Origin of the sequence: Undibacterium cyanobacteriorum (genome assembly GCF_031326225.1) — a bacterium.
Lineage (GTDB): Bacteria > Pseudomonadota > Gammaproteobacteria > Burkholderiales > Burkholderiaceae_D > Undibacterium > Undibacterium cyanobacteriorum.
In genome coordinates, this window is the sequence record NZ_CP133720.1 from 106,988 (window position 1) to 133,876 (window position 26,889).

19 protein-coding genes and 1 pseudogene are annotated in these 26,889 nt (G+C 48.5%); 14 read left to right on the forward strand and 6 right to left on the reverse strand.

All coding sequences use genetic code 11. From position 1 onward, the window contains the following. The first annotated feature begins 408 nt into the window (after positions 1-408). The 4 genes from dnaN to RF679_RS00455 all read left to right on the forward strand — a co-directional run bounded on the left by dnaN (position 409) and on the right by RF679_RS00455 (position 8,132). Positions 409-1,515, forward strand: a complete 1,107-nt coding sequence (gene dnaN / locus RF679_RS00440; protein WP_309482253.1) for a DNA polymerase III subunit beta — start codon at positions 409-411, stop codon at positions 1,513-1,515. A gap of 430 nt (positions 1,516-1,945) precedes the next feature. After that, the gene (gyrB, locus tag RF679_RS00445) at positions 1,946-4,465 is read left to right on the forward strand and encodes a DNA topoisomerase (ATP-hydrolyzing) subunit B (protein WP_309482254.1); all 2,520 of its coding nucleotides are present in this window, start codon (positions 1,946-1,948) and stop codon (positions 4,463-4,465) included. Between the two features lie 203 nt (positions 4,466-4,668). Continuing rightward, complete coding sequence (locus tag RF679_RS00450; protein ID WP_309482255.1) at positions 4,669-6,828, forward strand: ATP-binding protein; 2,160 nt, start codon at positions 4,669-4,671, stop codon at positions 6,826-6,828. Continuing rightward, positions 6,825-8,132, forward strand: a complete 1,308-nt coding sequence (locus RF679_RS00455) for a hypothetical protein (protein ID WP_309482256.1) — start codon at positions 6,825-6,827, stop codon at positions 8,130-8,132. The genes RF679_RS00450 and RF679_RS00455 overlap by 4 nt, the downstream gene beginning before the upstream one ends. A gap of 69 nt (positions 8,133-8,201) precedes the next feature. Here RF679_RS00455 and RF679_RS00460 read toward each other — a convergent pair whose 3' ends face one another. The 3 genes from RF679_RS00460 to RF679_RS00470 all read right to left on the reverse strand — a co-directional run bounded on the left by RF679_RS00460 (position 8,202) and on the right by RF679_RS00470 (position 11,214). Next, a complete protein-coding gene (locus RF679_RS00460) occupies positions 8,202-9,443 on the reverse strand; it encodes a type II restriction endonuclease (protein WP_309482257.1) in 1,242 nt (413 codons plus the stop codon). Between the two features lie 138 nt (positions 9,444-9,581). Next, positions 9,582-10,868, reverse strand: coding sequence for a DNA (cytosine-5-)-methyltransferase (gene dcm, locus RF679_RS00465; protein ID WP_309482258.1), 1,287 nt, complete (start codon positions 10,866-10,868; stop codon positions 9,582-9,584). Between the two features lie 127 nt (positions 10,869-10,995). After that, positions 10,996-11,214, reverse strand: a complete 219-nt coding sequence (locus tag RF679_RS00470; protein ID WP_309482259.1) for a hypothetical protein — start codon at positions 11,212-11,214, stop codon at positions 10,996-10,998. Positions 11,215-11,340: 126 nt separating this feature from the next. Between RF679_RS00470 and RF679_RS00475 the strand changes: the two genes are divergently transcribed. The 3 genes from RF679_RS00475 (at position 11,341) to RF679_RS00485 (ending at position 12,943) form a co-directional block, all read left to right on the forward strand. Next, on the forward strand, positions 11,341-11,847 hold the full coding sequence (locus tag RF679_RS00475) for a MarR family winged helix-turn-helix transcriptional regulator (RefSeq protein WP_309482260.1): 507 nt from the start codon (positions 11,341-11,343) through the stop codon (positions 11,845-11,847). A 110-nt stretch (positions 11,848-11,957) separates the two neighbouring features. Continuing rightward, positions 11,958-12,380: a DUF1398 family protein gene (locus tag RF679_RS00480; protein ID WP_309482261.1), complete on the forward strand. Its 423-nt coding sequence runs from the start codon at positions 11,958-11,960 to the stop codon at positions 12,378-12,380. 170 nt (positions 12,381-12,550) lie between these two features. Next, a complete protein-coding gene (locus RF679_RS00485; RefSeq protein ID WP_309482262.1) occupies positions 12,551-12,943 on the forward strand; it encodes a VOC family protein in 393 nt (130 codons plus the stop codon). A gap of 42 nt (positions 12,944-12,985) precedes the next feature. Here the strand turns inward: RF679_RS00485 and RF679_RS00490 are convergent, their stop codons facing one another. Continuing rightward, on the reverse strand, positions 12,986-13,852 hold the full coding sequence (locus RF679_RS00490; protein ID WP_309482263.1) for an alpha/beta hydrolase: 867 nt from the start codon (positions 13,850-13,852) through the stop codon (positions 12,986-12,988). A gap of 483 nt (positions 13,853-14,335) precedes the next feature. Between RF679_RS00490 and RF679_RS00495 the strand changes: the two genes are divergently transcribed. Then, the gene (locus RF679_RS00495) at positions 14,336-15,034 is read left to right on the forward strand and encodes a DUF3334 family protein (RefSeq protein ID WP_309482264.1); all 699 of its coding nucleotides are present in this window, start codon (positions 14,336-14,338) and stop codon (positions 15,032-15,034) included. Positions 15,035-15,105: 71 nt separating this feature from the next. On the opposite strand, the gene RF679_RS00500 is transcribed toward RF679_RS00495, so the two are convergent. Continuing rightward, positions 15,106-16,320, reverse strand: a complete 1,215-nt coding sequence (locus RF679_RS00500; RefSeq protein WP_309482265.1) for a serine hydrolase domain-containing protein — start codon at positions 16,318-16,320, stop codon at positions 15,106-15,108. A 189-nt stretch (positions 16,321-16,509) separates the two neighbouring features. After that, on the reverse strand, positions 16,510-16,884 hold the full coding sequence (locus RF679_RS00505; RefSeq protein WP_309482266.1) for a 50S ribosome-binding protein YggL: 375 nt from the start codon (positions 16,882-16,884) through the stop codon (positions 16,510-16,512). 182 nt (positions 16,885-17,066) lie between these two features. Between RF679_RS00505 and RF679_RS18875 the strand changes: the two are divergent. The 6 genes and pseudogenes from RF679_RS18875 to RF679_RS00530 form a co-directional block, all read left to right on the forward strand. After that, positions 17,067-17,870: pseudogene (locus RF679_RS18875) on the forward strand (transporter substrate-binding domain-containing protein); the annotation flags it as partial. 81 nt (positions 17,871-17,951) lie between these two features. After that, the gene (aroQ, locus tag RF679_RS18880) at positions 17,952-18,386 is read left to right on the forward strand and encodes a gamma subclass chorismate mutase AroQ (protein WP_373921792.1); all 435 of its coding nucleotides are present in this window, start codon (positions 17,952-17,954) and stop codon (positions 18,384-18,386) included. A 138-nt stretch (positions 18,387-18,524) separates the two neighbouring features. After that, entirely contained in the window at positions 18,525-19,766 is a 1,242-nt protein-coding gene (locus tag RF679_RS00515) for a M48 family metalloprotease (RefSeq protein ID WP_309482268.1), read from the forward strand. Then, the gene (locus tag RF679_RS00520) at positions 19,763-25,282 is read left to right on the forward strand and encodes an AAA domain-containing protein (protein ID WP_309482269.1); all 5,520 of its coding nucleotides are present in this window, start codon (positions 19,763-19,765) and stop codon (positions 25,280-25,282) included. The genes RF679_RS00515 and RF679_RS00520 overlap by 4 nt, the downstream gene beginning before the upstream one ends. Positions 25,283-25,327: 45 nt before the next feature. Further along, positions 25,328-25,618, forward strand: a complete 291-nt coding sequence (locus RF679_RS00525) for a KTSC domain-containing protein (protein ID WP_309482270.1) — start codon at positions 25,328-25,330, stop codon at positions 25,616-25,618. Between the two features lie 3 nt (positions 25,619-25,621). Then, complete coding sequence (locus RF679_RS00530; RefSeq protein ID WP_309482271.1) at positions 25,622-26,773, forward strand: DUF3592 domain-containing protein; 1,152 nt, start codon at positions 25,622-25,624, stop codon at positions 26,771-26,773. The last annotated feature ends 116 nt before the right edge of the window (positions 26,774-26,889 follow it).

A 26,889-nucleotide genomic window follows, 5' to 3' on the forward strand; every position in this document is an offset into this window, starting at 1 on the left:
AGTGCGGTGTGTTTCTGCCCGATGAGCAACAACGGATGTCATTCCCGCGAATGAGCCTGCCCTCGAATGCTTTAGTCGGGGGCGGGAATCCAGTGGCGTAAAAAGCACGGAAAGCTATGATGTGCCAGTAGCAATTAAGATGAAAGACACTGGGTCCCTGCCTGCGCAGGGACGACGGTAAAAAGTTTTAAGTAGCGTTTAGAAGTATTTAAGCAGTACCCGGCGTAGGATTTACGCAAAATTGGCCACTCAGTTTGGGCAGTTTTTCGCAAGTCCTCCCAATGTGAAGTAAAAGCAGCATCCTTAGGATACGTGCAAAGAGTGCGTGGTTAGCGTTGCGTGCAACAAAGCCTGCGATAGTCTTGCGCCATTCCTAATCCTTTAACATTGATTGAGTGAGGATACAAAATGCAATTGGTCAAAACCCACAGGGATACCCTCTTACGGCCCCTGCAAATTGTGAGTGGTATTGTCGAGCGTCGGCACACTTTGCCGATTCTGGCCAATATTCTCATTCGTAAAGACGGCGAAAAAGTGTCGTTCTTATCGACCGATATTGAAGTACAAATCACCACCCATGCAGAAATCGGTTCTGGTGGCGATGTCACTGCGACCACGGTAGCCGCGCGTAAGTTGCTCGATATTTTGCGCGCACTGCCCGATGACAATGACGTCACCTTGAAGCTCGACAATAAAAAGATGAGCGTGCAGTCTGGTAAATCGCGCTTCTCTTTGCAAACTTTGGCAGCGGAAGAATTCCCAACCGTTGCTCAAGCTGAGCATTTCAACGCTAGCGTCTCCTTGCCACAAAAAGCCTTGAAGCACTTGTTCAACATGGTGCATTTCTCCATGGCGCAACAAGACATTCGTTACTACTTGAATGGTTTGTTATTGGTCGTCGATGGTAAGAACGTGATTGCGGTCGCGACCGATGGTCACCGTTTGGCCTACGCACAAGTGCAAGTGGAACAAGAATTTGCGCGTCAAGAAGTCATCATTCCACGTAAAACGATTTTGGAATTGCAGCGCTTGCTGGAAGACAAAGACGACAACGTGCAAGTCGACATCGCGAATAACCAAGTCAAGTTGACCTTTGCTGACATCGAATTGATTTCGAAATTGGTCGAAGGCAAATTCCCTGACTTTAATCGCGTGATCCCTAAGGGCTACAAAAACAACTTCACCTTGGGCCGTGAGAAATTGCTGCGCTCTTTGCAACGCGTAGCGATCATGACTTCGGATAAATTCAAAGGTGTACGTTGCGTGATCGAACCAGGTTTGATGCGTATTTTGTCGACCAATGCCGATCAAGAAGAAGCGGTCGAAGAAATCGAAATCGATTACGGTGGCGACAGCATCGACATCGGCTTCAACGTCACGTATTTGTTGGACGTGTTGAATAACCTCAAAGTCGATCAAATCAATATCGCTTTAGGTGATTCCAATTCTTCCGCGTTGTTGACCATCCCAGAAAATGGCGATTTCAAATACGTTGTGATGCCAATGCGGATTTGATGTAGATATCCTCCCTTCTACCGCGGGCGGGAGAAGGGTCGGGGATGAGGGACGTTCAGCAAGCGATAAAAATCTTAGTACTTGAATCTTCGCGTTCGCTAAATTTTCGTCCTGATGCGTGATTGAACCACCCTCACCCCAACCCTCTCCCGCCCGCGGGAGAGGGAGTATAGAAAACGTAGGGCGGGTGCAACCCGCGCCGCCAAGCCTTCGGGCACCTAAGCAGCGCGGGTTGCACCCGCCCTACAAGAAACAAAGAACGTCATTCCCGCGCAGGCGGGAATCCAGTGTCGTTAGTAGGATGAACATTCTTCCCCCTCGAAAGGGAGGGAATTTTGAACAAGAGTAAAGTACGCAGGCAGTACTGATAAAGCCCAGTAGCTTAGGCAGTACTTCCAAAAAAATTGCACGTTAATTTCAGAAGGTAGCCATGTCCGAGAATACCCAAGACAACACACCAGCAGCTCCAGAACCAGCAAGTGCCGCCGCATCTGCACAATATGGTGCGTCCTCGATTCAAATTCTGGAAGGTCTCGAAGCCGTTCGTAAACGTCCAGGGATGTACATCGGTGATACTTCTGACGGCACCGGTTTGCACCATTTAGTTTTCGAAGTTTTGGATAACTCCATCGACGAATCTTTGGCCGGTCACTGTACCGAAATCAACGTCACGATTCATACCGACAATTCGATTTCCATCACCGATAACGGCCGCGGTATTCCAACCGGTATCAAGTGGGACGACAAGCACGAACCCAAACGTAGCGCGGCTGAGATCGTTATGACCGAGTTGCATGCCGGTGGTAAGTTCGACCAAAACTCCTACAAAGTGTCCGGCGGTTTGCACGGCGTGGGTGTGTCTTGCGTGAACGCACTGTCCAAATTATTGAAGTTAACGATTCGTCGTGATGGCAAAGTCCACACCATGGAATTCGCCAAAGGCGTGGTCCAAAATCGTGAACTCGAAATGATCGATGGCGTGCAATGCTCCCCGATTAAAGTGATTGGCGAAACCGACAAGCGCGGTACCGAAGTGCATTTCTGGGCCGATGAAGAAATCTTCACCCACGTTGAATTCCACTACGAAATTTTGTCGAAACGTATTCGCGAATTGTCCTTCTTGAACAATGGTGTGCGCATTAAGCTCAATGATCACCGCACTGGCAAAGAAGAATTGTTTGCTTTCGAAGGTGGTACACGCGGCTTCGTTGAATACATCAACAAAAACAAATCGGTCTTGCACCCGACGATTTTCCAAGCGACCGGTGAAAAAGTATCCGATCAAGGCACTAACATCACGGTCGACGTTTCCATGCAATGGAACGACGCCTACAACGAACAAGTGCTGTGCTTCACCAATAATATTCCGCAACGCGACGGTGGTACTCACCTTACCGGTTTGCGTGCAGCGATGACGCGCGTCATCAACAAGTACATCGAAGAAAACGAATTCGCCAAGAAGGCCAAAGTGGAAGTTTCGGGCGACGATATGCGCGAAGGTTTGACTTGCGTTTTGTCGGTGAAAGTACCAGAACCAAAATTCAGTTCACAAACCAAAGACAAGTTAGTGTCGTCTGAAGTACGTGGCCCTGTCGAAGAAATCGTCACCAAAACCTTGACCGACTTTTTGATGGAAAAACCGAACGACGCGAAAATCATTTGCGGCAAAATCGTCGAAGCAGCACGTGCCCGTGAAGCCGCACGTAAAGCGCGCGAACTCACACGTCGTAAAGGCGTGATGGATGGTTTAGGCTTGTCTTCCAAACTGGCCGACTGCCAAGAAAAAGATCCAGCGCTGTGCGAACTCTACATCGTCGAGGGTGACTCTGCGGGTGGTTCAGCGAAACAAGGTCGTGATCGTAAATTCCAAGCGATTCTGCCTTTGCGCGGTAAAGTCTTGAACGTCGAAAAAGCACGGTTCGAAAAAATGCTGTCGAGCGAACAGATCACCACATTGATCGCCACACTCGGCACCAGCATCGGCCCCGATGAATTCAATGTCGAAAAACTGCGCTACCACCGCATCATTATCATGACCGATGCGGACGTCGACGGTGCCCACATTCGTACCCTGTTGTTGACGTTGTTCTACCGCCAAATGCCATCCTTGGTGGAACGCGGCCACATCTACATTGCGCAACCACCGCTGTACAAAGTCAAAGCAGGCCGCGACGAACGTTATTTGAAAGACGATGCGGAAGAAGCCAGCTACATGACCACGGTCGCTTTGAATGGCGCCTCTTTGATTCCACAAACGGGTGCTGAGCCCATCGTCGGCGAAGCCTTGGGTGAATTGGTCCGTCAATACAACTTGGCCAACGCCGTCATGATGCGCTTAACCCGCGTCATCGATCGCGCTGCCCTCACCGCTATCATGACCGGCGTCAGCTTGCAGCTCGACACCATGGACAACGCACAAGCCTCGGCCGCTGCGTTGCAAAAAGCAATTGGCGACCTCACCGTGAAAACCGCCGTCCATACCGACGAACTCTCCGGCAACTTCAGCATTCGCATCGAACGCATGGTGCACGGTAACGTCAAAGTGTGCAGCATCGATTCCGACTTCGTGCACGGTGCCGACTACCGCGTCTTGGCCGACGCCGCCAACACCTTCAAAGGCCTACTCGGCGAAGGCGCCACCATCCGCCGCGGCGAAGGCGATCGCATGAAAGAAGCCAACGTCGTCGACTTCCACCAAGCCATGGGCTGGCTACGCGAAGAAGCCGAACGCGGCGTCTCCAAACAGCGCTACAAAGGTCTAGGCGAAATGAACCCAGAACAACTCTGGGAAACCACAATGGACCCAACCGTACGCCGCTTACTCAAAGTCCAAATCGAAGACGCGATCGCAGCAGACCAAATCTTCACAACTCTGATGGGCGACGACGTAGAACCACGTCGTGCGTTTATTGAGGGGAATGCTTTGCGGGCTGGGAATATTGACGTTTGATATCACGGGAAAAATAAGGCTGGCGATTTGGCTGGCCTTTTTTAATGAATAAGTTTCCCTGCACGTAACCCATATGCCTAGATGGGTTTTTTGCAAGTTAGGTTGACTATTTGTATTTTCCCCGAGCTGACTTAATTTATTCGAAAAATACTAATGAGCTGTCTTTTGCTTTAGAACTAATTTGATTTCGACCGGAAGTTTATATGTCACTTGATCACTATTCATTTCGGCCTAGGGCTCGTCTTTTAGTCTTACTGGGTGAACAACTAATTGGAAGCCCAAGACTCGCTCTCTTTGAATTAGTAAAAAATGCTTATGATGCTGACTCAACGATTGTTTCTGTCACCCTTTTGCTGGGCGATCCAAATCCAAGTATTCTGGTATTGGACGATGGGGATGGTATGTCGTTTGAAGATCTTAGGGATATTTGGCTAGTACCAGGTGCAGATCATAAGCTAGTTGCTAAGCTTTCAAATAAACGATCTCCGAGGTTTGGTCGACTCCCCTTGGGTGAGAAAGGACTAGGTCGCTTTGCTGTTCATAAACTTGGTGACTTAATTGAGTTGACTACACGAAAAAAAAATGAAGACTATGAATCTGTCGTAAAAATTGACTGGGAAGATCTATCAAAACAAAACTTCCTGTCAGATGCGCAAGTTCAAATCGAAAAACGAATTCCACAAACTTTTACTGGGAATTCGCACGGTACTAAAATCTGGATAGGTAAGCTTCGTCAGGTAGATTGGTCACGTGGAGATGTGCGGCGGATGTATCGACAGGTCACTTCAATTTGCTCTCCATTTGGCGCACCTACAGATTTTCAGGTCAATTTGACCGTGCCAGGGCGTGAGGACGATCTAATCGGAATTCCAAGTTATCAAGACATTTTAGAGCGCGCAATTTGGAGATTTAAGTTTTCTCTTTCAGCTGATGGGCTACTTAGTTGGCGTTACGAGTTTGTAAATCGTCTTAAGGGGGTCAAACTTGAGGATCGTACGGCAAGCGCTAGCGAGACGCGGCTACTTGTTCGTAATCCCGGTCGCGACCTACTTGGAGATTCGTCAACTCCTCGAGACGAGCGGCTCTTGGTTGACTCTTCCTTCATGAATGGGATCGGTCCTATCGAGGGGGAATTCTATGTATTCGATAGAGACAAAGAGGTTCTCGCTAGAATGCCTGAAACCCAACTAATCAAATTATTTCTAGACGAAAGTGGGGGAATTCGAGTTTATCGAGATGGGGTGCGTGTCTATAATTATGGCGAACGTGGCGATGATTGGTTGGGCCTAGATCTTCGTCGTGTTAACGTACCAGCAGCTCGCATCAGTAGGAATATCGTTGTCGGTGCTATTCATCTGAATCAACAGCAGAGTACTGGACTCAGCGAAAAGACTAATCGAGAAGGGTTTACCGAGTCTGATTCACTGGATCGACTCAAAAGAGCTGTGCTTGGTTCTATATCAATATTTGAGATTGAGCGCCGAGCTGACAAAGAAAGATTGAGAAGACTACTAAAATCAGATAGTCCTGAACCAACCTACTCAGTGAGTGCACCAATACATGATCTTCGACGGTTAGCTGATAAACATGGGGTATTGACGATTCTCGAACCAGTTATTAAGCGCATCGAAACAGAGTTTAATAGCTTTCAAGAAACGATGCTGCAGGCGGGCTTATCTGGGTTGGGACTTGCTGTAGTCTTTCATGAAATCGAACGTGGCGTGCGTGTATTGCACAATGGCCTAGAGAAACAACTTGATATTACTGAACTAAAGCAACAAGCACAGTCATTAACCAAGCTATTTGATGGATTTGCTGGGTTGTTGAGAAAAAATGATCGCGAGCCAATTAGTGTCTCTAAATTAATTAGGCAAGCAAGAGACTTGAATACTTTGCGTTTTTCATACCATAAGGTCGATCTAATTTGCCCAGTCCTTGATGATAAAGCCTTGGATTTTGAGCTCTCGGTCTCACTGAGCCTAATGCTGGGGGTAATTAACAACCTATTCGATAATTCGTTTTATTGGCTACGTGTTCGGTACCCTGAAGTCAATGGCAATGCGCCACTACATCAGCGAAAAATATTTGTAACAACGTTTAAATCCGATAGTGGCGGTGTCGGGATTGCATTTGGCGACAATGGTCCAGGATTTATTGACCCACCGACGGCATTAGTTCAACCATTCGTAACTCGTAAACCGGAAGGAATGGGATTAGGTCTTTATTATGCAAATCTAGTTATGGAAATGTCGAATGGTAGTATTCAATTCCCCGATTCAGGAGATGTTGAAATGCCAGCTGAAGCGTCTGGAGCAATTGTTGCGTTGGTATTCGAAAATAAAGGAAGAGGCGGTAGCAAATGATTCCTAAAATGCGTGCTATCGCAATTGACGATGAATCCTCTCACCTCATTGCCATTCAACAGGCAACTACAAAAGTGGGTTTTGGATGCCTCCCTTTACTTTATCCATCTGAGGCGCAGGCTGAGAAACTTCAATCGATTGGGCAGCAAGGGACACATATAAGAATTATTATAAGTGACCTTCATTTAGACTCGACATCGCAAACACGCGGACCAGAAGCCAGCTATTCTCTAATTGCGAATTTAATTCATCAAATTCACCTCCCTCCTTGGACTCCGTATGTTTTTGTACTGTGGACACAATATCCGGAAGAAGTGCAGGGTCTCACAACTTATTTGGAAAATAGACTGCAACTTTTTCAATTGCCGGGCTTGGTAATCTCGCTCGATAAAGCGGACTACAACATACCGTCCGGTGAACCGGATTACGAGAAACTGTGGAAAGATTTGCGTGAGAAAATCAGTGGGTCACGGGGCCTCAATGTTCTATTGCAGTGGGAGAAAGAAATTATCCTAGCAGCGGATAACGTTGTGAGGCGACTACTAGAAGTCGCTCGAGGCAATAAAAATCAAGCAATCACATTCGATAGTGAACTTGATCGTGTTTTGAGCTCAATCGCTCAAACCGCAACGAGTAGAAAGTTTGCCAGTCGTGAACCGAGAACCGCAGCGAATGAAGGCCTACTGCCTTTGCTTATTGATGAAATGGAACATTTAACCGTCAGTCCAGAGCAGAAATCCCGATGGACCGCTGCATTAACCAAGGCTGTTAGTCAGGAAAAAATACCTCCAGTTGCAAGTGAAATAGCGATTTTAAATGACGCACTACATATTTCTCGCACGGGTACAACAACAGGAGCCGATCGAGGTGCTGTAATACCGCGATGGCATGACGACGTAACATTTCACGAGATCTTTGGCATAAAAATTGCCGATGCTTATCGAATATTTGGACTTAAAAAGTGGCCAGATGACTACTCAATAAAATATATTCAAATAGAAGGCCTTTGTGATTCAACACAGCAAAAACCCGGTGTCGTTCCATTTTCTTTGGCTTGTGAAATTCTTGGTTCAGTAGCGCTAGAAGACAAAATAAAGCCGGCTTCGGTAGAAGAATCACCTACCTACCTTGATCCTTCAGGAAAAGAACAAAAACTTGTCATCAATTTGAGATATTTCTTTACAACAGAACGCAGTAAGGCGATAAGTTATGTTGCCGATTTTCGATTGAGAGAATCAATGATCAGTAAATGGGCGTTCTCGTGGGCAACCCATGCTATTCGTCCCGGTATCGTGGAGTTTTAGCGCATTTACATGGTTTAGGCGGAAATAGAAGGCCGAACGTTCATGCTGGACAGCAATAGTGAAAAGTTTCTAACGATTCAGAAAATTTAGACGATCAGATCCTACGTCCACATCGAAAAATCTTCTGAAAGTAATTACATTCTCTTTGTCCTTGTAACATGTCTCCTTCGACTTCTTTAAAGACTCAGGTACAACAAGACATATCTCTTGGTGCTGCATATCATGAATTGCGTCGGCTGACACCCGATCATCTACTGTCGCGAGAAAAAGAGAGCAGTTGAACTTCTCCATTGCGATTTGCTTCCATCGTTCTCTTAGTGTTGTCTTTGCCGAAAGTATCAATGCATCATTGAATGATCTTGTGGTGTCTTTCAGGGTTCTCAAATTAGGTAAAACGAAGTCGGGCCTACGTCCGCCAGTAACAGCTTGTTCCTCGAATGAGATGTGGCCATCGCTTAGTAGTCGTCCGATGTGTTGTTCGAACGAGCGACCAGCGCGTGACTTTCTGTGCTGACTAGCGCTGAGAAAAGTTGCATCCAATTCGGGAAATCCTCGTACAACCGCAGTCACGAGATCAGTATTTTTTTCGGTGATGATTCTGACGACTTCTGCTGCCCTGTGTCTAAGTTCCGCTCGTTTGTATAACTTGTATTCGATGTCTCGGCTAATCTTCATGATGGCGTCGCCAGGATTTTCGAGCTCATAAGGGTTGAGGGTTTGGAGCCCATGTTGAGCGAGGTATTCTTGTTGTGCTCGCGAGGCTAACACTGACGAAGGTGGGAGCTGTGAAACCGATGCGATAAATGCGTCTAGGGTTCCCGCTTTTAAACTCTCGCTCAGTTCTTGTATTAGCTGCTCAGATTCGTCATGCGAGGTATTCGAAATGTTCTTGGGTGCGAAGAGACCGAAATGAAAATCCGCGCTAAGGTCGAAAATGGTTTCGAGGATTTCTGCTTCATCAGAGGCTGAATCGATCACCATGAACCAATGGTGTGATTCGCCATGTGATTTTTTCAAAGTACCACCGAGAAGCATTGAGGCAGGCGTGAGTTCCGTGAAGTACTCTTTCGGCACTCCCGTAAAGTGCATCTCTGAGCCTTTGTTCGAATAGTGCTTTAGGTTCGATGTTCTGATCTCACCTGTTTCTGGCCAAAAGGTGCTGAAAGGTGTTTCGAAAATATGGGGCTTTTCGAGGTTGATATTTCGCAGTGGTGGAAAGAAGTCAGTTTCTCGAATTTCGCGTGGTATGTAGACACCATTTTGATGGCCAAACTCTTGACCATCAGCCCAGACGCAATCATTACGTGACAATTTCTTGATGAAGAGCTGAGTGCTTTTCGAAATCCAAAATTGAATATTTTCTTGACTGGCTGGGATCACTAGTTTGGTCCTTCAGGGCATGGCGCAAAAAAATTTGAAAGCGTGAAAATGCTAACCGTGGTGAACAGGCTACGCTGCAATTTTCGATCGCCGTGTTCTAGCACTTTCTTTTTCTAGCGCAAGATAAGGCAGCATCGCGTTTGCAACATGCGACATTACATCAACCACGACAGAATTTCCAAATTGTTTGTAGGCTCGCGTATCGGATACGGGTATCTTGAAGCTGTCTGGGAATCCCATCAAACGCGCGCACTCTCTTGGTGTGAGACGACGCGGATTTTTTGTTTTCCCTTGGCTGACCAGAATTTCAGATCCATCTTTGTAATAGCGCGCGGACAATGTGCGCGTTACGCTGTCTTTGGTGACGAGTCCAAATCCAAATCCATTTCCTTTTTCTTTGTGTTTCGCGGCGTAGTTCTGTAGATAGGCCCAAAGATTGTCTGTGAGCGTGTATTTATCTAAGGTTTTTTTCTTCTTGTGATCAAAGTAGGCGTCGCCGTCCCACGGTAGGAAGGGCTCCGTGCCATCAGTTTTGTGTAGGATCTCTCCCAGCTTCCGCGTTCCCTTTTCTGGGAGTTCAAGTTGATGCAAATCGAATTTGATGCCGAGGTCATTGCGGAAGCCCACAATAATGATACGTTCGCGATGTTGTGGGACGAAGTGCGCGCCATCGATGACGCGATAACTCATGGTGTAGCCAAGTTCTTCGAGGCTGCGCTTGATGACGTCAAAGGTCCGGCCTTTGTCGTGCGAGGTGAGGTTCTTTACGTTTTCTAGCAAGAAAGCGCGTGGCTTCTTCTGATCAATAATTCGGCAAATATCAAAGAACAATGTGCCTTGCGTTTCATCATTAAAACCATGGGCGCGGCCTAGTGCGTTCTTCTTCGAAACGCCAGCAATTGAAAAGGGTTGGCAAGGAAAGCCGCCTAACAATACGTCGTGATCTGGAATCTCACTTGCCGCAATTTGAGTGATATCACCATTGAGTTGGTGATTATTCGGGAAGTTGTACAAATAAGTCTTTTGCGCGTAGGTATCCCATTCGCTGGTGAAAACGCAGTGTCCACCAATACTATCAAAAGCCTGACGGATGCCGCCGATTCCGGCGAAGAGATCAATGAACGTGAACGGCGCATTGTTTGCCGCGTGAGGATCGTTATTCTCTAAGGGAAGAATCTGTTGAAGCGCATAGGACAAATAAGGTGGTGGATCACTCTCACGAGCTTCCCAGCGTCGTACTTGGCGTGCATTAACGCCGAGGATTGCAGCGATGTCCTCTTGGCTTTTGAGTTTGCGTGCTGCCGCAAGATATTTAAGGACGGCTTCTGAATCGTGATTCTGTGTGGGGTGTGACATGAATGCCTCGCTGGGAACTTTATAGGACAATACGTCCTAAAGCTGTCCCAGTCAAGTTTTTACTGGATGTAAACACAGTAATTGTACCAAATAACTCATGTAGTTTGTCTTTGTTGAAACAGGCCGATCAAGGTCTATGCATTAGGGTTTGCAAAACCTGTTCTGCTTCTTGATATGCGGAGCGACGAGAAAATTCGAGCCCCGATGCGACCTCTTCGTCTTCTATACTCACTGACCAAACGTATCCGCCGCGCCAGTGATCAGGATTTTGTTCAATATTGATTTCGTAACCTGCAGGGATTGCGGTTTCTTCGAGATTTACTTCTTTCAAGTTGAAAATGTTCATAACTCAATTCCAATGTTTGGGAGTGATTAGATGATGTATCGCTACGGCTCCAAAGTCTACGGACTATCAGTCACATCTTTAACCACGTAAAAACTATTTGACTTTAGTTTCCATGGAAACTAAACTGTGAGCATTCCACAGAAATTGCTCGTCATGAAATCCAACCCTAAACAAAACACCAAACCCCACCCCAGCGCGCTCGAAGACCATCTCGGCTTTTGGATGCGTTATGTTTCTAACCAAGTTTCCGCACGCTTTGAGGCGGAGTTGGTGGCGCATGATGTGAGTGTGACGGAGTGGGTGGCTTTGCGGGCTTTGTATGCGGAGGCGATTACCACGCATGCCGGGTTGATTGATGCTTTGGGTATGACTAAGGGCGCGGCTTCTAAGATTATTTCCAAGCTAGAGGCCAAGGGTTTGGTGGTGCGTGATTTTGTTGATGGTGGTGCGCGTGAGCAGGTGCTGAGTTTGACCGCTGCTGGGCGACGTTTGGTGCCGAAGTTATCGAATGTGGCAGATCGTAATGATGATCATTTCTTCGGACACTTGGGTGAGAGGAAACGCCAGCAATTGATCGCTGATTTGCAAGAGCTGGTCGCCTACCATCAAATGAAACAAGTGCCGGTTAAATAGCGTTTTGCGTTGGCATTCCCTGAAATTGCATTTCTTCGCGATTGAAGCTCGCGGAAAATCGAACTACCTATCAATCAAGCTTCCAAGCTATTTTATCTACGGACATGATCATGAATCCAGACCACAACCTCACGGCAGAATCGAACACTAAGCACGTGGTGATTCGCCAAACATTTGAAGCCTCGCAAGCTGGCAGTATTCATTTCGGGCAAGTGATTGCTGATTTGATGAGTGTTGACGTTGAATCCTACTTCGTCGATTACCGCACACGCCAAGTGTCTTACTACTTTCCAAACGACGAAAGCTTTTGCCTAAATTATGCAGCGGAAGGCGAAGTGTTCGGGCAAACTTTTGTGCAAGCCGATGTCAAAGCGGCGATCATCGGCGCGCAAAAAGGTGAGGTGATGTATCCCGAGTTTAAGAAGCTCACGCAGAAGGCTGGTTGCATAGGGTACATTGTGTGGATCAAGGGCCGCCATGTGTCTTATCTTGGCCGCAATGGCGAGACGCATGTGGAGCATTTTCCGAATTGAGTTGGTTTAGTTTTTGAATTTGGAAAATTTGTAATCGTTAAGATGTAAATCCTTACCCACCGGAAGTCACTGGATTCCCGCCTACGCGGGAATGACAAGCTAGTTTGACGATGCCCTTGCATCAAAGATTTCTTATCGAAAACCAAATATCAAAAACAAAGAATTTTCACATGATCTCCCACATCTTCATCGGCATCACCGACCACACACGTGCTCATGCCTTTTACTCTGCCATCATGGATGAACTCGGTTATGTGTTGAAGTTCACTGAGCCAGAAAAATCGTGGTCGGGTTGGTTTGAGGAAGGTGTGCCGCGACCACTCGTGGTGATAGGCAAACCGTTTAATGGTGAGGCGATGAGCGCAGGCAATGGCCAGATGTTGGCGTTGCTGGCGAAGAATCGAAAGCTAGTTGATGCGGCGTATGCGAAGGCGATTGCGCTAGGCGGTCGTTGCGAAGGCGCGCCGGGTTTGCGTCTGCATTATCATCCCAATTACTACGGTGCTTATTTTCGCGATGTGGATGGCAACAAGATTTGTGTTTGTTGTCACGAGGCGGAGTGACTTTCCGCCTCTGGTATTTTCATTTATTTTTTAGTCGTGTCCTTAGGGTGTTGTGCTTGGCGATGTAAACAACCACAACACTGCCTGCTCAAAATCTTCACGCCAAAACTTCTCATTGTGTTCAGCGCCTTTGACAATCTTGAAGCTGAGATTGTCACGTGGATGTCCTGTCTTCAAAAGTTCGTCGTAAGAGCGCTCCGCATCAGCAGCCTGTGTGCCGCCCTCTTTTTCTCCGGCGGCGATGTATAAGCGTGCATCTTTGGGAACTGGGCGTTTGGCGATGAATTCGATCGCTTGATTCGAAATCCAATACGAAGGCGAGTAGATTCCGGCTTTGCTAAACACTTCCGGATATTGATTGATCGCATAGTGCGAAATTAATCCACCCATGGAGCTGCCCATGATGGCGGTGTTGCTGCGATCGGGTTTGCTGCGGTAGTGTTGATCGATGTAAGGCTTCACGACATTGACGATGAACTCGGTGTATTGCTTACCTTCAGGCGGGCTGAAGTCGAGATTCGGCCATGGGTTCAGTTCATTCATGCGCTTGTCTTCGCCGTTATCGATGCCGACTACGATGAGTTCTAGCTTGCCTGCCTGTGCAAGTTTGTTCAGGGTTTCGTCAACGCCCCATTCTCCCGCAAACGAGGTCGCATCGTCGAACAGATTTTGTGCGTCGTGCATGTACAGCACTGGGTAAGTTTTATCTGAGTTTGCGTATGATGGTGGCAAATAGACACGCAGTTGACGCTGCCTTTGCAGGCCGGGCATTTTCAGTTTTTCAGCGAGGATATGCACATTAGCTTGGGCACTCGCCCGTTTTTCACGCATGGATGGAGATTCTTTTTTTGCATCACAAGCGCTAGTGAAGGCACATAGACTGAGTAAAGCGATTGATAAAATTTTCATAAGCACGGTAAGCAAATAGGCAATGTCGAAGTTTCTTGTGGTGCGTTCTATGCACACTTTGCACGCTCAAATCTAAAAATCCAAGCTCATTGTAATCAAAGCATGTGGGCATCAATCACTCATGACAGTATAAGAGTCCCATTGAATTGAGCATTTCCGCAACACAAAATCTTCGTTTCCTGACTGCAAAACCACAAACCCCACACTCTGAACAAAATTGCTGGACGTTATCAGCCGCATTGCATATTCTTTCACTATGGCAAATTTTTGCATTTGCGCATGCATATCTTTTTCCCTAGTTTTTTGGCTAACATGAAAGTCAATGATGTTCAATGCGAATGCTGAATTTGCAAGCAGAACAGACGGGAATCTAGTGTATGAACGGATGAACGCATATCGCATATCGCATAATCGCATAACCCGCTTAGGACTACGGCTGGTGGTCCTGAGGCGAGGACAAGAAATTCAATCAAGGAGTGGCGCATGAGTGCAGACGATAAAACCATCATTTACGGCACTGAAGATTTGCTCACGAGTCTTTGTCATTCGGTCACTCGGGTGCTGAACGTCGCGACCCAAACCAAAATTCATTACTCGGCCATGGTGCAACGTATCACCAAGATTGGCTTGAAACCGGATATCGGTTGTTTCGTGCTGTTTGATGGCGGCTTCTCTGGCTTGGTAGTGTTGAACTTTTCCGGCCAAGCGGCGATGGAAATCTATGCAAAGTATATGCTGACCATGGGTATGCCTGAATCGGAGTTGGCCACTGCTTATACATCAGACGAAGTCGCGAATATTCTGGGCGAATTGATGAACCAAATCGTTGGTGATTTCACGGGAAAAGTGCGACGTGAATTGCAAACCAACATCACGCAAAATCAACCAAAGATGTTGGTGCTCACCAAGCAGGTGATGTTGAGCGTCGATACGCCATTGGATCGACCTGAGATTCGTCGGGTCTCTTTCTTCACCGAGAATAACAATATCTTCTATCTTGAACTGGCGATCGATAGAACTGAGTTCATCAAGTTACACGACTTCGACGTGAGCGAAGTGCCAGATCCGGATGATTTGCTGGAGATGCAGCAAGCGAATCAAGGTGCTGCTCCGCAATCGGCAGCACCAGCCAGTGGCGGTGACGACGATAGTGATGAGTTACTGCGATCTTTGGGGATGTAAGTCGGCAGAAAAGTGTGTGATATCAACTAGGGGCGATCTGCCCCTTTTTTGCGACCAATTACGTTTCTCTGCTAGCGCTTTAACACGGACGCTAGAGCAGCCCGCCGTACATCGCGGAAAGGCAAGCCGGGATGTGAATCGGTATTACACAACACCGCATAAGTGAGTCCACTCTGCGGGTGACTCACCAACATACTTGCAAATCCCATGACACCACCGTGATGATGAACGATCGCGGATGCATCGATAGTCGATTCTTCGTCTATCCATAAACCGAGGCCATAATTCGCGTTCCCCATCACCTTATCTTGCGGAGAAAAGCGATGGGTACTCGCTTTATTTTTATTGCGTAACAGTCCGGGCGATAACATCGATTGAAGACTCGATTTGGACAAGATTTTGCCCGTGAATAAGGCTTGATGCCATCGGCATAAGTCACTCGCCGTGGAAATCATACCGCCGGCTGCGCCATTGAGTTTCATGTCTTCATATTCGGCGTTGAGGAACGCATTGAGCTCTGTTCCAGTTGCCTTGTCATTTTGCGAGTAGCCAGCCACGCGATGTTGGATGACTTGGCTCGGCACTTCGAAACCGGTATTGCGCAAATCGAGTGGCGTAAAAAGGAGATCTTTACCCGCTTCGGCCAGCGATTTTGTGGTCACTTGCTCGATAATGGCGCCAGCGATGAAGTAATTCGAATTGCTATATAACCAGGCGCTCCCCGAAGGGAAATCAAACAATTTCTTTTGTTTGGCGACCAGCTTGACTAATTCGGTTTGTGAACCGACATGCAGCAAACGTGGATCGATATCTTGGTCATGGATGCCAGCAGTATGTTGTAGCAATTCTCGTACTGTAAAGCTGGGTTTGTTCCGCAGTATTGGCAGGAATTTCTTTGCCGGATCATCGAGGCTTAGCGCCTTCGCCTCGACTAACTTGAGGATCATCGCGGCGGTAAATTGTTTACTCAAGGAGCCAATTCGAAACACGCTATCAGCTTGGACGGCCACTTCCTGTTCTAAGTTCGCGACGCCCGCGTAATAGCTGAAACGTTCAAGGCCCGCTTGCCAAATGCAGATCGCTAAGCCCGGCGTGGCGGGGGTCTCAATCGCTTGCTGCGCCGCCGCGCGGATCTTATGCATATCGATCGATGCTGGCGCAATTTCGTCTCTCTCACTGGCGTACGCAAGCTGAGAAATAAGCCCATTCAAACCGGCCGAGCTGGCAAGGGCAAGCCCTGCGTGCAAGCTCGAAGATAGAAATTGGCGTCGATGGCTAAGAGTCATATTCTTTGCCTTTACCTAACAAGATCAACAAGAATGAGCACCGAGATCATTCGTCAAAAAGGAAGCTTGCGAGCACGCTTTACAAGCAACGATCTGCCCGCATGATTTTGCCTTAAGCATTGACGCTGAGTAGGGCGGGCTAGAACCTTATAAGCTGCGGTCAATAAGCTACGATTAATAAGCTGCAATTTAATCCCAACCATGCCAAGCATCGACCAAGTCGCCGGCTTCACAAGAGGCGATCAGCGGATGGGCGCGCAGCCATTCGAGTACGACAGTGCGATGTTCATTGGTCACGCCGCCGCGCCCTTCAAATTGCACCACACCAGACATTTTGTCGGCGAGTGCCACATCAGAGAAAGTAGCGGCATTGAGGGAATGCTGCTCCAGGAAACTATAAAAGGCTTCGATTAATTGGTTGAGTTCATCATCGCTTAACTCGTGCTTTAACTTGGCATCGAATGGAAAGCAGAATTCCTGAAATTCGCCCAAACGCAATTTCTTGCGTTGGCGGTGGTTCCATTGCTGGAGATGTTTGCTTGGTACAGTACGGAAGTATTTCATGATGTCCTCTTCACAAGAAGTTTCGTCGGGCTTTGAAGGCGCGACTGCGATGTGTCACAGATTGTACTTGTTCGTGAGGCACCGAGGCGAATTTTGGTATGAATTCTAGTGTGAATTTTGATGAAGTCTCTTTACAATGGCCTCTGAAAATTCCTCATCACAACTCTACACCCCATCAAACAATGCTCAGTCTGAGTTTATCGTTCGTCTTCTGCGCTAGTTGTTGGTTCCAACAGGATCCGACACAGGAGCCAGCTGTGTTACCTGTGACAAAAAAAGCCGAAATCGTAAAGCGAGGCATCTTACGCGTTGGTACCACCGGCGATTACAAACCGTTCAGCTATCGCGCCTCGGCAAATAGTCCTTTCGTCGGTGCCGATATAGAAATGGCGCAGCGTTTGGCTCGGCGTTTACAAGTGAAATTGGAACTCGTGCCGACCACATGGTCAGGTTTGATGCCAGATCTCGCTGCTGACAAATTTGATATCGCGATGGGTGGCATTTCGATCTCAGAAGAACGGGCAAAGCAGGCCTACTTTTCTTTGCCCTATTTACGCGATGGCAAAACGCCGATCACGCGTTGTGATGAAGTGGCTCGCTATCAAAGCTTGGCGCAGATTGATCAAGCGAGCACGAGGGTGATCGTCAATCCCGGTGGCACTAATCATAGTTTCGTCACGCAGAATATCAAGTCAGCGCAGGTGCAGGTCTACCCGGATAACAATACGATCTTCGATCAAATCGCTATCGGTAAGGCCGACGTGATGTTGACCGATGCTATTGAAGCGCGTCTGCAGCATGAACTTAAACCGAGTTTATGCGCGGTGCATCCCGAACAAACTTTTACCGTCTCCTTCAAAGCGTATTTGCTGCCGCAAGACAGGGAATGGAAAGCCTACGTCGATCAGTGGTTGCGCGAGGAAGCCAGCGCACCAGAGCCAGAAACGAAGGTGTTGAATTTCAATGCCCACGTCGACAAGTGGCTACATCATCCATGGCCGCGCACGCATGCCGATGCGATTTCTTTTGATCCACTACGAGATTTGATGGTGCAACGTTTGAATTTGATGGAAGACGTCGCCAAACATAAATGGAATCAGGGTTTGCCGATTGAAGATCTGCAACGCGAACAACAAGTGGTGGCAAACTTAGGCCAGCAAGCCGCGGCATTGGGCATCTCACCAGCGTGGGCTGAAGCCTTCTTCCGCGCTCAAATTGAAGCCGCCAAACAATTACAAAGCGCCTACTTTGAGCAATGGCAGCGGCAAGGCATCACTAAGTTTGAAAACGTCGTTAGCCTCGAACAAGTGACGCGTCCCAAATTAGATCAACTCACTGGGCAACTCTTACAAGAACTGGCGCGGACTTGGCCTGGCTTGCTGGATCAGCGTCAACATTCACGGCTACTTGCCAGCATGCAGCGCATCAGCGCCAGCCAAGCGATCTCATCGGCGCTCCAAACCGCGCAGCAACCGCTCGTATCGACGCAAATAGCAAAGTAGACATGGTGAGTACGCTTGAATTTCAGCATGAAATTTAGCTTGAAATTCAGCTGTGGAATCGATGCTGAAATGGGAGATTTTGTTGGATAATATGCCATTGATATTGGCAATTTAAAATCTCTCCGAAAACGTCGCCGCATGCATACCGAAGCTCTTTCCGCGCGTCAATTGACGCCACTGGCCTACCATCTTGAACTTGCTGATTTCTTGATGCGACAAGAACCTGAGGTTTGGCGATGGGAAGCAGCCAAAGATCAGCCACAACACACCCAAAGTGAAGAAGCTCAGGCGCAACGTGATGCTCTGAGAATTGAGCTACTGCGAGATTCGTATCGAATTCCTAGTGATTCTCATCCCAGCATTCACGCATGCCTACAGCGTGCCATGCAGCATTTAGGGATCCATGTGCCCGCCAATCTTTACCAATCGAGCGCCTTGGAAAGCAATGCCAGCTTAGTCTTCGTGCCCGGTGAAGTACACATTATTTTGCATGGTCGCTTGTTAGAGCAAATGTCGGAAGAGGAGTTGACTGCCATCTTCGGTCATGAGCTAGCGCATTATGTATTGTGGACCTGTGAGGGTGGTAAGTTTCACGTGGTCGAGCGTATTTTGCGCGGAGCCTTAGAGAGCGATTACCAACAACCCCAAGTACGGGAATCCTACCGGCGCTATTTACTCCATACCGAACTATTTGCCGATCGTGGTAGTGCGATGGCTGTTGGTGCGGTCGAGCCAGCGGTTGCCGCTCTCGTGAAAGCGCATACCGGCATTAATCACGTCGATGCTAAGGCCTATCTGCAACAAGCCGAGGAGATCGCGCAGGCCGCCCAAGAAAAAAGTGAGGCCTATACCCATCCAGAAGCTTACTTGCGGGCCCGAGCTTTGATGCAATGGTGGGAAGGTCATGATGGTGCTGATCAGTGGATTCGCGAGCAACTGCAAGGTCGGATTGAGCTGGAGGCGCTTGATTTCCTGCAGCAGCAGGAGTTGCAGGTGATGGTGCGCCGCTACTTGAGTGCATTTTTGCATGGCACCGCTTTTGTTAGCGATGCGGTGACAGCTCAACTGCGTCATCTCTTTCCCGATTGGCGTGCGAATGAACCGATGATGGATTGTCAGGCGGTATTGGACTGCAAGATTGATGGCGGAGTGAAACGCTTGTTAAACGCCTTGATGATGGATTTATGTTTGGCCGATCCTGATCAACAAGACGCTATGCTGCATCATGCTCTTCAGCATGCGATCCGTTTAGAGAGTCTGGATGACTTGATCGTGAATCTACGGCGCGATGTGGGGTTGAATAAACGAGAGATTGATAAATTGAGTAAAAAAGCACAAGCAGAAGTGAATGCGTCTACTAAATCAGGAGTCCGCGCATGAGCTCCAATGTGACGGTCGGACTTGAGAATACAGCGCGTGCAGGCCTGAAACCTTCTGCTACTTTGCAGGAATTGCTGGAAGCACAGGCTGGCGCTCCCTTGTTGAATGACGATGTCGTGCTGTTGGCTGTGCCTCTGTTCGAACAGCTTGCGGCTTTACATGAAGCTGGCAAGGTGGGACAACTTGATGCGGGTGGCATTGTCGTTGCTGCGCATGGCGGATTGGCCCTGAAAGCTAGTGCGGGCCTGGAACCTAGCATGAGTTTGGAGCGTATTCATCGCATTCAACCGCGCATGCATTCCCACTTAAATATTATCGGTGAAGTGCGGCGAAGCACGACTGATTTTGGCGTGAGTGAGGAAAGTCTTGAGGTGCAAGACGATGTGCACGCACCCATCACACGTCCGGTCTACTTGCCTGGTCCTCTTAGTTGGGAGCAATGCCTCGGTCACCATGACGAATCGACCGATATTTTTATGCTCGGTTTGGTCCTTGCAAGCGTGAGTTGCGGCCTTGATTTTTCTGATCTCGATGATGTGCGTCGTTTTGCGACTAGCCGCGCTAATCTTTTCTTATTGAACTCTTCGCTTCATCCGGTCATCGCACAGCTGATCGTGGAGATGACAGAGCTCAATCGTCACGAACGTGCCACCGACTTGCGTGCACTGTCTAAGCGTTTGCGTCATTGGCGAGAGCAGAATAATGAAGGCACGGTACAAAGTGCCTTGGCTGGTCTGCAAGGCGCTCAGAATCGGCGCGGTGCCGTACTGACGCATTTACGCGACCGTCTGTTTGATTTAAGTAAGCGTAATCGCCTGTTGTACTACAAGCCGACTACCGCCACGGTCAATTTAACGATTGCTAGCGTGCCTTTGGTCTTGCAAGTCGAGCGCATAAAGATTGAGGACCTGTGCACGTGGAATCACAAGTTTTCCAGTGAAGTCTTGTCGGGCAAAAGTTTATCTCTGCAGAACTATCTGCGTTTTGAAGATCAAGTGTATCTGCCTGCATCATTAGATCATTTGATTGCAGACGTGAAGCGCGATCAAAACGAATACGGTTTCAGTAATTTGCGTTTAGTGATGGCGTTTTTACGTTGGCATAATTTGAAGGAAAACCCAGACGAGCGAATCACTTCACCTCTTCTTTGGTTGCCCGCAGAATTGAGCAAGCGCAAAGGAGTGCGCGACCACTATCAATTGCAATGTTCAAGCACTGAAGCGGAATTCAATCCTGTGCTCAGACATCAACTGAACCAACTGTATGGTATTCAACTTCCGGAAAGAATTGATCTCGACAAGATCAGTATTGAAGAGATCCACGCTGATATTGAGCGCCAGATTCAGTTGACCGAAAAGAGTATTGCTCTACGCTTAATCCAGAAGCCATCGATACGCCTCGTGCACCAGAAAGCCCAGCAACGTTTGGCGCAATTTAGACGTACACGTCCACGGCGCTTGCAAAAAACGGAGGCTGGCGCTGCCTTGCCAGCGTTTAGCTATGCGAAGGAAGACTATCGACCACTCGGTCGCGCCTTGTTCGAACAGTGGGTTCGTGCCAAACCCTTGCCGCAGCGCTTCGATGCAGGCGCTCCACCGGTACCAACTACCTCACATATGGTGCCAGCCTTGGCAGAAGAGCGTATGGGCTACACACTCGATGAGCAGGAAGGACATCGCTATGCGTGGGACTTTGATCTGACCCAAGTCAGCTTGGCGAATTTCAACTATCGCAAAATGTCTTTGGTGCGCGACTACGCGCAGTTATTGGAAACACCAGCGAATAACCCAGCCTTTGATCGCGTCTTTTCGATTCAGCCTCGTGAGTATGATCAGGAAGAGGTCGAAGCCTTGGCTTTCGATCAGCAGTGGAATGTCGCCTCCTCAGATGCCACTCAAAATGCGGCGATTAGTCTCGCGCGCGATGCACGCAGCTTTATTGTTCAAGGGCCGCCTGGTACAGGCAAATCGCAAACCATCACGAACCTGATTGCCGATTACCTTGGGCGCGGCAAACGTGTGCTGTTCGTGTGTGAGAAGCGGGCTGCATTAGACGTGGTTTTTTATCGGCTCAAGCAAAGTGGCCTCGACCGACTGTGTAGCTTAATTCATGATTCTCAAGGGGATAAAAAGGCCTTCATCGCAGATCTCAAATCGTGTTATGAGACTTGGATGAACGAGGAAGATCGACACCCTGAGTTGCGTACTCAACGCCAAATTTTGGTGAATGAGCTACAGGCTTATCATGACTTACTGGCGGATTTCGAAGAAGTCATGGGGCAAGTCGATGCTGATTTAGGGATGTCGGCGAGAGCACTTTTGCGCCGTATGGTCTCTCTCCCTCAGCCAGCAGAGATCACGCTGGCACAACGCGAAGCGCTGCCAAGTTTGGCGGCCTGGGATGCTCACGCTGAACTGATTGAGCGCATTCATCGTGCCATGCGCGAACACTTTGGTCTCGATAGTCTGGCGGCGCATCCTTTCTCTCAATTGTGTGCGAATGCTGTTGCCGATGAAAATGCCTATGCGCGTTTAGAGACTATGTGTGAGAAGGTCGAGCAGTTGTTAGACCAGATCGAGCCGACCATAGCGGCTTTAACGGCGATCTTCGATGAAGATGCTGGCCTCTCGCATCTCATACAAATTGCACGACACTGCGATCATCTGTTTGCCACAAAATTAGCAAATCATCTTGATGTATTAGAAATTGGATCGGCATCGCATCGTGCCTTTCAAGAAAAGTGGAAACGGTTTTCACAAGAACAAGTGCGTTTGCAGCAGCTCGAGTCTGATAATCAACATTGGCGCGACCGCTTGTCTCCGATGGATACCGAGTCCGCTTTAGGATTGGCGCGACGCGTTGAAACATCGCTGTTGCGGTGGCTGCAACCAGCTTGGTGGAAGTTGCGTCAAGTTTTGCAGCAACGATATGATTTTTCTCAGCACGCGATGCCGCCGAGCTATGTGAGTGTGCTGGAGAAATTGCAGGCCGAACATCAGCAACGTGAGCATCTCCAGAAGCTACAACAAGCGGAGGCCGAGCATTTCGGTGTCGCCGATATCGATGGGTTTTTGCGAGCGGTGCAATCTGCTGAAGCTGCATGTATCAACGACGCAGCGTTTCTAGAGCTACTTAAGCGACTTAGGAAACAGGGTCAGCCTGATGTGATGGCGAGTCAAGGAGCTCGCTTATTGCCGCTGCTAGAAACCTTGCAACAAGCATGTCAAACCTCGGAGCAGCATGTTGATGTGATGCGTTTATCGAGTATCGGTGAATTGCATCGAGACTTGCGAGAATCATTGGAAGAATTGCCAGAGCTGTTGCCTATCCTCAGGTCAGTGCATCAAATTGATCCAGCATCAGCAGTACTGATTTGTGAAATTAATCAAGCTCCATCGGGCTTAACATCCCTAGTGCTGAGTCAAGCTTGGGCACGTTTGCAACGCGCCAACCCTGCGCTTGCCAAGTTTAATGGTGCTTGTTTAGCGCAGGCGGTTGAGCAACTTTCAAAGCGACAAAATGAGTTCTTACGATGCAATGCTGAAATGATCTTGGCGCATTCGCACGCCAAATTTTTAGATCACGTTCGCACCTCGAGTTTGTCGGCAACACAACTCGACCAAGCCGGGAAGGCTTTGAAAAAGATCTATTCGACTGGCCGTCGCGAGTTGGAACATGAGTTTGCGAAATCGATGCGCTATCGCTCCATACGAGATTTGGCGGACCAAGAAACTGGATTGGTGATTCGCGACTTGAAGCCGGTTTGGCTGATGAGTCCTTTATCGGTCTCTGATACATTGCCGCTGGAACATGACTTATTCGATGTCGTCATTTTTGATGAGGCTAGTCAAATTCCAACGGAAGAAGCGGTCCCTGCACTGAGCCGCGCGCAACAAATCATTGTGGTCGGTGACGAAATGCAACTCCCACCAACCAAGTTTTTCGGTACGACCGCCGACGAAGAAGATGAACTGATCGTCGAAGAAGATGGTGAGCAGTACGCCATTTCTTTGGACTCTGAAAGCTTGCTCAATCAAGCCGCGCGCAATCTGAGCGCAACCATGTTAGCTTGGCATTACCGCAGTCGGCATGAGGCCTTGATTGGGTTTTCGAATGCGGCGTTTTATGATGGCCGTTTAGTGACCGTGCCTGAACGCATGCTGCGTAGCGAAACCGAACAAACCTTTGTGTGTACAGCGCAAATCGAGCAAGCGCAAACGGGTGTTGATTACTTGTTGTCGCGCCCCATCAGTTTTCATAAGTTACAAGATGGCGTGTATGTCGAACGAAGGAATGAACCTGAGGCGCGTTATATCGCTTTATTGGTGCGCGAACTTCTTGAGAATGAAACCGGTAAGAGTATTGGCATCGTAGCGTTCTCCGAGGCCCAACAGTCTGCGATTGAAGCGGCATTGACGAGTTTGGCTGAAGACGATGCTGACTTTGCGATCCGTTTAGAAAACGAATATGTGCGTACCGACGATGATCAATTTAACGGCTTGTTCGTGAAGAACCTCGAGAACGTACAAGGCGACGAACGCGATATTATCATCCTTAGCATTTGTTACGCGCCCGGTCGAGATGGCAAGATGTTGATGAATTTCGGTCCTATCAATCAACGCGGTGGCGAGAAACGATTGAATGTGATTTTTAGCCGCGCTCGTTATCGGATGGCCGTTGTCAGCACGATCGAAGCCGAGGCGATTACCAATGTTCATAATGATGGTGCTTTGGCTTTACGAAATTTCTTACAATTTGCCAAAGCGAGTTCGCTCGGCCAGACACGTCAAGCGCAAAGCATTCTGGGCTCGCTTACCCAAGGCGCGCGTCGTAGTTTTGCGCACGAAGTGCCCTTGGATTTGATTCGCGATGAGATTGGTGCGGCATTACGTGAGCGTGGTTATGCGGTCGATCTCCATGTCGGTAGTTCGCAATTCCGTTGTGATATCGCCGTCAAGGATCATGAGGCGGGTGGATATGTGCTGGGGATCTTGTTGGACAGCCCGCACCGCCAAGTTCACAACGTCGTTGAACGCTATGTCTTCCAACCACAAATCCTGCGCCAGTTTGGCTGGCAAGTACTCGATTTGCCAAGCAAGGATTGGCTGCATGATCGTCAGAACGTCTTACATCGCATCGAATGTGTGTTGACCAAACAAGAAGATCCTGCCCTGTTTGTAGAGCTTGGTCCTTTGGTCACTATCAAGTCGCTGCCGCCTTCTCAAGAGCAAAGCGAAGCCCCTGCAGCGGCGCCACAAGATCTCGCTAGCAGCGGTAGTGATGCGGATGTTCAGTCAAGTGAGCAACGTTACCTGCGCTTCGAACAAGGAAGTTCCAATAAGTTTTGGCAAGCCTGTTTGAAAGGCTGCGAGCTACAAATCAGCTATGGCCGTATCGGCACCAAGGGCCAGCAATTAACGAAGCAATTTGATACGCCAGAACGTACCCGCAAAGAGATGGAAAAATTAGTTGCTGAGAAGCTGCGTAAGGGCTATGTTGATGGAGCACCCAACTAGAGATTGCATCGATGGTGCAAAGCTCAATTGAAGAAAGAGGTCAGCATGGAAATGAAAAAAATCAACGCCGGCAAACTACGCGCGATCGGTTACGACGTCAAAGAGCGTATCTTACGTGTCGAATTCGATGATGGTACCGCGATCGATTATTCTGGCGTTGGCAACGAAACCTGGCGCCGCTTTTCTGGTGCGTCTTCGAGCGCGATGTGGAGTTTTTACCGCGACAATATCGAAGAAGAATTTCATGGAAAGCGTGGTCGAGCGACACCGAATGCCGCCGCGAATCGTGCGGCTTTGGATGCTTTGTTTGGTGGGCCTAGTGAGGACAAGGAATAGATCATGCGCGTTTTCTGGCAGAGAGGTTTGGGCCTTATTAGCGTGCTCATGTTCTTGTGCATTTTTGGGTGTTCTGCGGCGGTACAGGCGCAGCAGTCTGCGCAAACTACACAGGCAAATCTCGCGTCAGAAAAGTCATTCTCGATCGCCAGCGAACCCAACTCAGCATGGCTAGTTCTAGCGCAGGGAAAGGCCCACTTTGTTCAAAGCGAGCAAGGCTTGATGATCACGTTCGATGCGCTAGATTTGCAATTGAATGGTAGTGATAGCGAGCCGATTTTTGTGAGCTCGGTATTGATCTCGGGCCAGGAGGTGGATGCGCAGACAGGGCGCCGTACTCAGTTGATGCGATCAGAACGTTGGCCAGTGCGACAATCCCTGAGTGCCGGTCAGGCTATTCATTTGGAAGGCCAGGCGATCTTCATGCGCCATCCGAGTTGGCATCAAACCAATCCTCGTTTCTATCTCACGGTGGAATTTTCGCAGGCGAATGAGTTTGGCACAGTCGATATACCGAGCGATCTACACCAATATCAATTTGCCTCGGATTTCAAAAGTGGATCGAATGTGAGAGAAGCGCGGAGCGAAGTGCACATGGGCTGGATTTTCATGGTGCTTGGTTTGGTCCCTGTGATCATGATGAGTATCTATTTTCTAAGAAGAAGCCACAAGCTAGTGATAGCCATGATGTTTTCGGGTTTATTTGCCATTGTTTGGATGACGGGCTTGTTACCTAGCCTGAATGCGGCATATGTGCAGACTTGGATGCCTACTGATGGCTATATCGTGGATCTCGATGTACGTACTCTCAAACCGACTTCGCAAGTGAGACATTATCAATTTCTACCGATCGTTAATTACGAATATCAGGTCGATGGTCAGAAATATCTCGGCAATCAAGTGCATCCCGGATTGACACGTTTACGCTCTTTGGAGTCGGAGGCAAGCGACGAGGCCAGGGCGTGGGAAACGGCACTGCAGAAAGGCAGTAAAGTGCAGGTCTGGGTGGATCCCTTGAATCATTCACATGCCGTCTTGCAAAGAGACTTGCCTTTAGTGATCAAACTAATTGCCCTGTTCGGCACCCTGTTGTTGTGGTTTGCGTGGCGTTTTTATCAGCGCCGAATTGTTCTATCCCAAGGACGATCCAACTGATCCCAAACTTCATTTTGCGCCTTGCCTTTTTCGGCACCCTAGTCGATAGTGAAATCAAGCACTCTTTATCGAAGATCGTGCCCAACACCAAAGCTTCGCCATCCCTCTGAAGCTGA

Coding starts and splice junctions, on each gene's coding strand:
- dnaN (WP_309482253.1), top strand. CDS start 409: ATGCAATTGGTCAAAACCCACAGGGATACCCTCTTACGGCCCCTGCAA.
- gyrB (WP_309482254.1), top strand. CDS start 1,946: ATGTCCGAGAATACCCAAGACAACACACCAGCAGCTCCAGAACCAGCA.
- RF679_RS00450 (WP_309482255.1), top strand. CDS start 4,669: ATGTCACTTGATCACTATTCATTTCGGCCTAGGGCTCGTCTTTTAGTC.
- RF679_RS00455 (WP_309482256.1), top strand. CDS start 6,825: ATGATTCCTAAAATGCGTGCTATCGCAATTGACGATGAATCCTCTCAC.
- dcm (WP_309482258.1), bottom strand. CDS start 10,868: ATGTCACACCCCACACAGAATCACGATTCAGAAGCCGTCCTTAAATAT.
- RF679_RS00470 (WP_309482259.1), bottom strand. CDS start 11,214: ATGAACATTTTCAACTTGAAAGAAGTAAATCTCGAAGAAACCGCAATC.
- RF679_RS00480 (WP_309482261.1), top strand. CDS start 11,958: ATGAATCCAGACCACAACCTCACGGCAGAATCGAACACTAAGCACGTG.
- RF679_RS00485 (WP_309482262.1), top strand. CDS start 12,551: ATGATCTCCCACATCTTCATCGGCATCACCGACCACACACGTGCTCAT.
- RF679_RS00490 (WP_309482263.1), bottom strand. CDS start 13,852: ATGAAAATTTTATCAATCGCTTTACTCAGTCTATGTGCCTTCACTAGC.
- RF679_RS00495 (WP_309482264.1), top strand. CDS start 14,336: ATGAGTGCAGACGATAAAACCATCATTTACGGCACTGAAGATTTGCTC.
- RF679_RS00500 (WP_309482265.1), bottom strand. CDS start 16,320: ATGACTCTTAGCCATCGACGCCAATTTCTATCTTCGAGCTTGCACGCA.
- RF679_RS00505 (WP_309482266.1), bottom strand. CDS start 16,884: ATGAAATACTTCCGTACTGTACCAAGCAAACATCTCCAGCAATGGAAC.
- aroQ (WP_373921792.1), top strand. CDS start 17,952: ATGGAAGACGTCGCCAAACATAAATGGAATCAGGGTTTGCCGATTGAA.
- RF679_RS00515 (WP_309482268.1), top strand. CDS start 18,525: ATGCATACCGAAGCTCTTTCCGCGCGTCAATTGACGCCACTGGCCTAC.
- RF679_RS00520 (WP_309482269.1), top strand. CDS start 19,763: ATGAGCTCCAATGTGACGGTCGGACTTGAGAATACAGCGCGTGCAGGC.
- RF679_RS00525 (WP_309482270.1), top strand. CDS start 25,328: ATGGAAATGAAAAAAATCAACGCCGGCAAACTACGCGCGATCGGTTAC.
- RF679_RS00530 (WP_309482271.1), top strand. CDS start 25,622: ATGCGCGTTTTCTGGCAGAGAGGTTTGGGCCTTATTAGCGTGCTCATG.